This window comes from Kitasatospora sp. NPDC058965, assembly GCF_042741245.1.
GTDB lineage: Bacteria > Actinomycetota > Actinomycetes > Streptomycetales > Streptomycetaceae > Kitasatospora.
Window position 1 is genome coordinate 1 of record NZ_JBHYKG010000477.1, and the last position, 4,548, is coordinate 4,548.

General features: G+C 76.9%; 4 protein-coding genes. 1 reads left to right on the forward strand and 3 read right to left on the reverse strand.

Annotated elements, in window-relative coordinates:
• The 3 genes from ACFW1A_RS38835 to sigK form a co-directional block, all read right to left on the reverse strand.
• Positions 1 to 842, reverse strand: an 842-nt coding sequence (locus tag ACFW1A_RS38835) for a HAMP domain-containing protein (protein WP_380418119.1), incomplete at its 3' end; no start/stop codon positions are given.
• Between the two features lie 205 nt (positions 843 to 1,047).
• Positions 1,048 to 2,037, reverse strand: coding sequence for a MerR family transcriptional regulator (locus tag ACFW1A_RS38840; protein WP_380418121.1), 990 nt, complete (start codon positions 2,035 to 2,037; stop codon positions 1,048 to 1,050).
• Between the two features lie 178 nt (positions 2,038 to 2,215).
• A complete protein-coding gene (sigK, locus tag ACFW1A_RS38845; RefSeq protein WP_380418123.1) occupies positions 2,216 to 2,818 on the reverse strand; it encodes an ECF RNA polymerase sigma factor SigK in 603 nt (200 codons plus the stop codon).
• Between the two features lie 211 nt (positions 2,819 to 3,029).
• On the opposite strand from sigK, the gene ACFW1A_RS38850 reads away from it, so the two are divergent.
• A complete protein-coding gene (locus ACFW1A_RS38850) occupies positions 3,030 to 4,544 on the forward strand; it encodes a cryptochrome/photolyase family protein (RefSeq protein ID WP_380418125.1) in 1,515 nt (504 codons plus the stop codon).
• Positions 4,545 to 4,548 lie beyond the last annotated feature (4 nt).

Sequence of the window (4,548 nt, forward strand, 5' to 3'; positions counted from 1 at the left end):
CCCTTGACGTCGGCCTGGCCGCCGAGCCGGCCCTCGGTGCCGACCTCGCGTGCCACCCGGGTCACCTCGCCGGCGAACGCGGACAGCTGGTCGACCATCGTGTTGATGGTGGTCTTGAGTTCGAGGATCTCGCCGCGGGCGTCGACCCCGATCTTCTGCGACAGGTCGCCGCGGGCCACGGCGGTGGCCACCTGCGCGATGGCGCGGACCTGGCCGGTCAGGTTCCCGGCCATGAAGTTCACCGAGTCGGTCAGGTCGCGCCAGGTGCCGGAGACGCCCTTGACGTCGGCCTGGCCGCCGAGTCGGCCCTCGGTGCCGACCTCGCGGGCCACCCGGGTCACCTCGCCGGCGAACGCCGACAGCTGGTCCACCATCGTGTTGACGGTGTCCTTGAGTTCGAGGATCTCGCCGCGGGCGTCCACCCGGATCTTCTGCGACAGGTCGCCGCGGGCCACGGCGGTGGCCACCTGCGCGATGTCGCGGACCTGGGTGGTCAGGTTCCCGGCCATGGCGTTGACCGAGTCGGTCAGGTCCTCCCAGGTCCCGGAGACCCCCGGCACCCGGGCCTGGCCGCCGAGCCGGCCCTCGGTGCCGACCTCGCGGGCCACCCGGGTCACCTCCGAGGTGAACAGGGCCAGTTGGTCGACCATGCCGTTGAAGACGTCGGCGATCTCGCCCATCAGGCCGTCCGCCTCGCCGGGCAACCGGGTGCCGAAGTCCCCGTCGCGCACCGCCGTCAGCCCGGCCAGCAGCAGCCGCAGCTCCGACTCGCCGACCGCGGTCGCACCGCCGACGGGAGCGCTCTCCCTGAGCGATCGGCTGGACGGGGTTGAGCCAACCATCGAACGTCGCCTCCGTAGCACCTGGGCCCGACCGCCCGCTGCCGCGCGGGCGGATCGCGTTCGTCGCCGTCACCGGCTGCCGGGTCACGGCGACGTAACGCCTGGGAGGCTACCCCACCCCTCACCGGTGAGGGAAAGCCTCCGACCTGACCGGGTCAGGTCATGGTCCGGAACCACCGGACCCGGTGGGCGCCGAGGCGCCCGGTCAGTGGGCGACCGCCTGCTCGACCAGGTCGAGGGCACTCACCAGGGTGTGCGGGCCGGCGGTGCCCGGCGGGCGGGTGGCACGGGTCCAGCCCGGGCCGGTGGCCAGCACGAGGGCGTGGCCGCGGGAACCGTGCGGGCCCCAGCCCAGCTGGGCGAGTCGGCGCACCAGGGTCGGCTCCGCAGTGCGCCGGTCCTGGGACCAGAGCATCACGGCGCCCGGGCCGGTCCGCCGGACCGCGTCCAGCAGGGCCCGGGCCGGCACCGCCGCGCCGAGCATCCGGAACGGCAGCCCCCGGTCGGCCAGCCCCGCCGCGACGGCCTCCAGCGGGAGGGTGTGCTGCTCGTCGGGCATGGCCGCCAGCAGCACCGGCGGGACCGGCCGCAGCGCACCGGGGCGCACCGCCGCCGCGCGCAGCACGGTGGACACGTGCCAGGACAGCAGGTGCTCCACCTCGACGTACTGCTCCCCGGTCGCGGCCCACTTGCGCCCCGCCGCGCGCAGCGCCGGCATCATCACCTCGGTCCAGGCGTCGACGACGCCGAGCCCGGCGACGGCCTCCCGCAGGATCCTGGCGACCTCGGGCGAGTCCAGGCGGACGGCGGCCCGGGTCAGGCCCCGGCAGTCGGGACGGACCGCGCCCACCCGCAGCGCCCGGCTGCCGCCCGGGGCGGCCCGCGGCCCGGCCGACGGTGCCGGGACCGCCGGTCCTTCGCCCGCCGGTGCCCCCGCGGCGAGCACCGCCCGGGCGGCCTCGCCCGGCGGCACCCCACGGGCCGTCAGGTGGCACATGGCCTCCAGCAGGCCGATGTCCTCGGGGCTCCAGCGGCGGTGGTGCCCGGTCTCGCGGTGCGAGGGCCCGATCCCGTACCGGCGCTCCCAGGAGCGGACCGTGGTCGGCGAGACGCCGAGCCGACGGGCCACGGCCCCGGTCGGCAGTCCCGCGTCGGCCGGACCGTCGTCCGGCGGCGCGGGGCGGGATCCGGTCACCGCAGCCACCGCCGACCGGACGGCGGCACGGCGCGGACGGTGACGCTCACGTTCTCCTCCAGGTGCGCGGGGCGCGGATCGGGTGCGGTCGGGCCGGTGCTGACGGGTCGTCGGCCATGATCCCCCGTCCGGGCCCGGGGCCGGACGCTCCGCAGCGGCGGTTCGTTGTTCGGGGCGGTCACCCGTCGCCGAACGCGACCCGCAGGCGGCGCAGCCCGTCCCGCATCCGCGTCTTGACCGTGCCCAGCGGCACGCCGAGGAAGCCGGCGATCTCGCTCTGCGAGTAGCCGCCGTAGTAGGCGAGGACCAGCGACTCGCGCTGCGCGCCGGTCAGCCGGGCCAGCGCGGACCGCACCTGCTGCACGTCGGCCAGCCGCTCGGCCTGCTCGGCGACCGACTCGGTCACCGGCCGGTCCCGCAGCGCCACCCGGAGCTCCCGCTCGGCGGCGGCCCGCGCCGACCTGACCCGGTCCACGGCGCGCCGGTGCGCGATGGTGAGCACCCAGGTGAGCACCGCGCCCCGGTCCGGCCGGTAGGCGGCCGCGGTGCGCCACACCTCCAGCAGCACCTCCTGGGCCACCTCCTCGGCGTGGCTCGGGTTGCGCAGCGTCCGCAGTGCGATCCCGTAGACGGGCGGGGCGAGCGCACTGTACAGCCGCGCGAACGCGTCCTCGTCCCCGCGTGCGGCGGCCGCCATCAGGGCGGCCAGGTCCCGTGCCGGGGCCGGAGCGCGCCGGGCGGTGGCGGGGGGACGGAGCAGCGAGTCCGTGCGGGAAGTCACAGCACCCACGGTGCAGCGATTGCGCATCACCCAGTACTCGCAGCGGTTGTGCAGCGATCGGTGCGGCAACCGGGCCCGCAACGCTGCGTGAGCGGTGCGGCTGGGCGACCCGGCCGGGCGCGGCCGAGACTGACCGGCGGGCCCGCGGCACCGCCGCGGCCGGACGGAAGGACCCCCGGATGGATCGCGCAGCGCCGACCGGCGGGCCGTGATGACCGGCCCGCGCCCGCACTGGGTCTTCGCGGACCAGCTCGGCCCGCACTTCCTCGCCCCGGGCCCCGCCGGCCCCGACCCGGACGCGCCCGTGGTGCTGATCGAGGCCCGCTCGGTGCTGCGCCGCCGGCGCTTCCACCGGGCCAAGGCCCACCTGGTGCTGTCCGCGCTGCGGCACGCCGCCGAGGCGCTGGGGGACCGGGCGCGCTACGTGCAGGCCGACACCTACCGGGAGGGCCTGGCCAAGGCGGTCGGTCGGCGCGCCGTGACGGTCTGTCACCCGACCTCGCGAGCGGCCCTGCACCTGGTCGAGGGCCTGCCGCAGGTGACGGTGCTGCCGCCGCGCGGCTTCCTGGTCCCGTTCGCCGACTTCCGCCGCTGGGCGGGCCCGCCGGGCGAGCGGCGCCTGCTGCTGGAGGACTTCTACCACCGGGTGCGCCGGGCGGAGCACCTGCTGCTGGAGCCCGACGGCGAGCCGACCGGCGGCCGGTGGAACCTGGACCGGGAGAACCGCGAGCCGCCGCCGCGCGGCGCCGCCGCGCTGCCGCTGCCGGGGCCGTTCGCGCCCGCGGAGGACGGGATCGACCGCGCGGTGCGGGCCGACCTGGACCGTTGGGAGCGGGCCGGCGAGGTCGCCTTCACCGGCCGGGACGGGCCGCGCCGCTTCGCCGCCACCCGGGCGGAGGCCGAGCGGGCGCTCGCGCACTTCGTCGACCACCGGCTCGCCGAGTTCGGCCGGTACGAGGACGCGGTGCTGCACGGGGACCCGTGGCTGGCGCACAGCGCGCTGTCCGTCCCGCTCAACCTCGGCCTGCTCGACCCGGGCGAGTGCGTGCGCGCGGCCGAGGCCGCGTACCGGGCCGGCCGGGTGCCGCTGAACAGCGCCGAGGGCTTCGTGCGCCAGGTCGCCGGCTGGCGCGAGTACGTGTGGCAGCTGTACTGGCACCTCGGCGAGGGGTACCGGGACGCGAACCGCCTGGGCCACCACGAGCCGCTGCCGGCCTGGTTCCGGGACCTCGACGCCGAGGCCGTCACCGCCCGCTGCCTGGCCGGGACGCTCGCCGAGGTCCGCGACCACGGCTGGGTCCACCACATCCCGCGGCTGATGATCCTCGGCAACTGGGCCCTGCAGCACGGCTTCGACCCGCGCGAGCTGACGGACTGGTTCCACCGCTGCTTCGTCGACGGGTACGACTGGGTCATGCTCGCCAACGTGGTCGGCATGTCCCAGTACGCCGACGGCGGGCTGATCACCACCAAGCCGTACGCCGCCGGCGGGGCCTACCTGAACCGGATGACCGACCACTGCCGCCCGTGCGCGTACCGGCCGACCGACCGGCTCGGCGCCCGGGCCTGCCCGTTCACCACCGGGTACTGGGCGTTCGTGGAGCGCCACCGCGAGCTGCTGGCGGCCAACCACCGGACCTCGCGCACGGTGGCCGCGCTCCGCCGGCTGGACGGCCTGCCCGAGGTGCTCGCCACCGAGCGGGCCCGCGGCGCGGCCCCGCCCTGAAGAC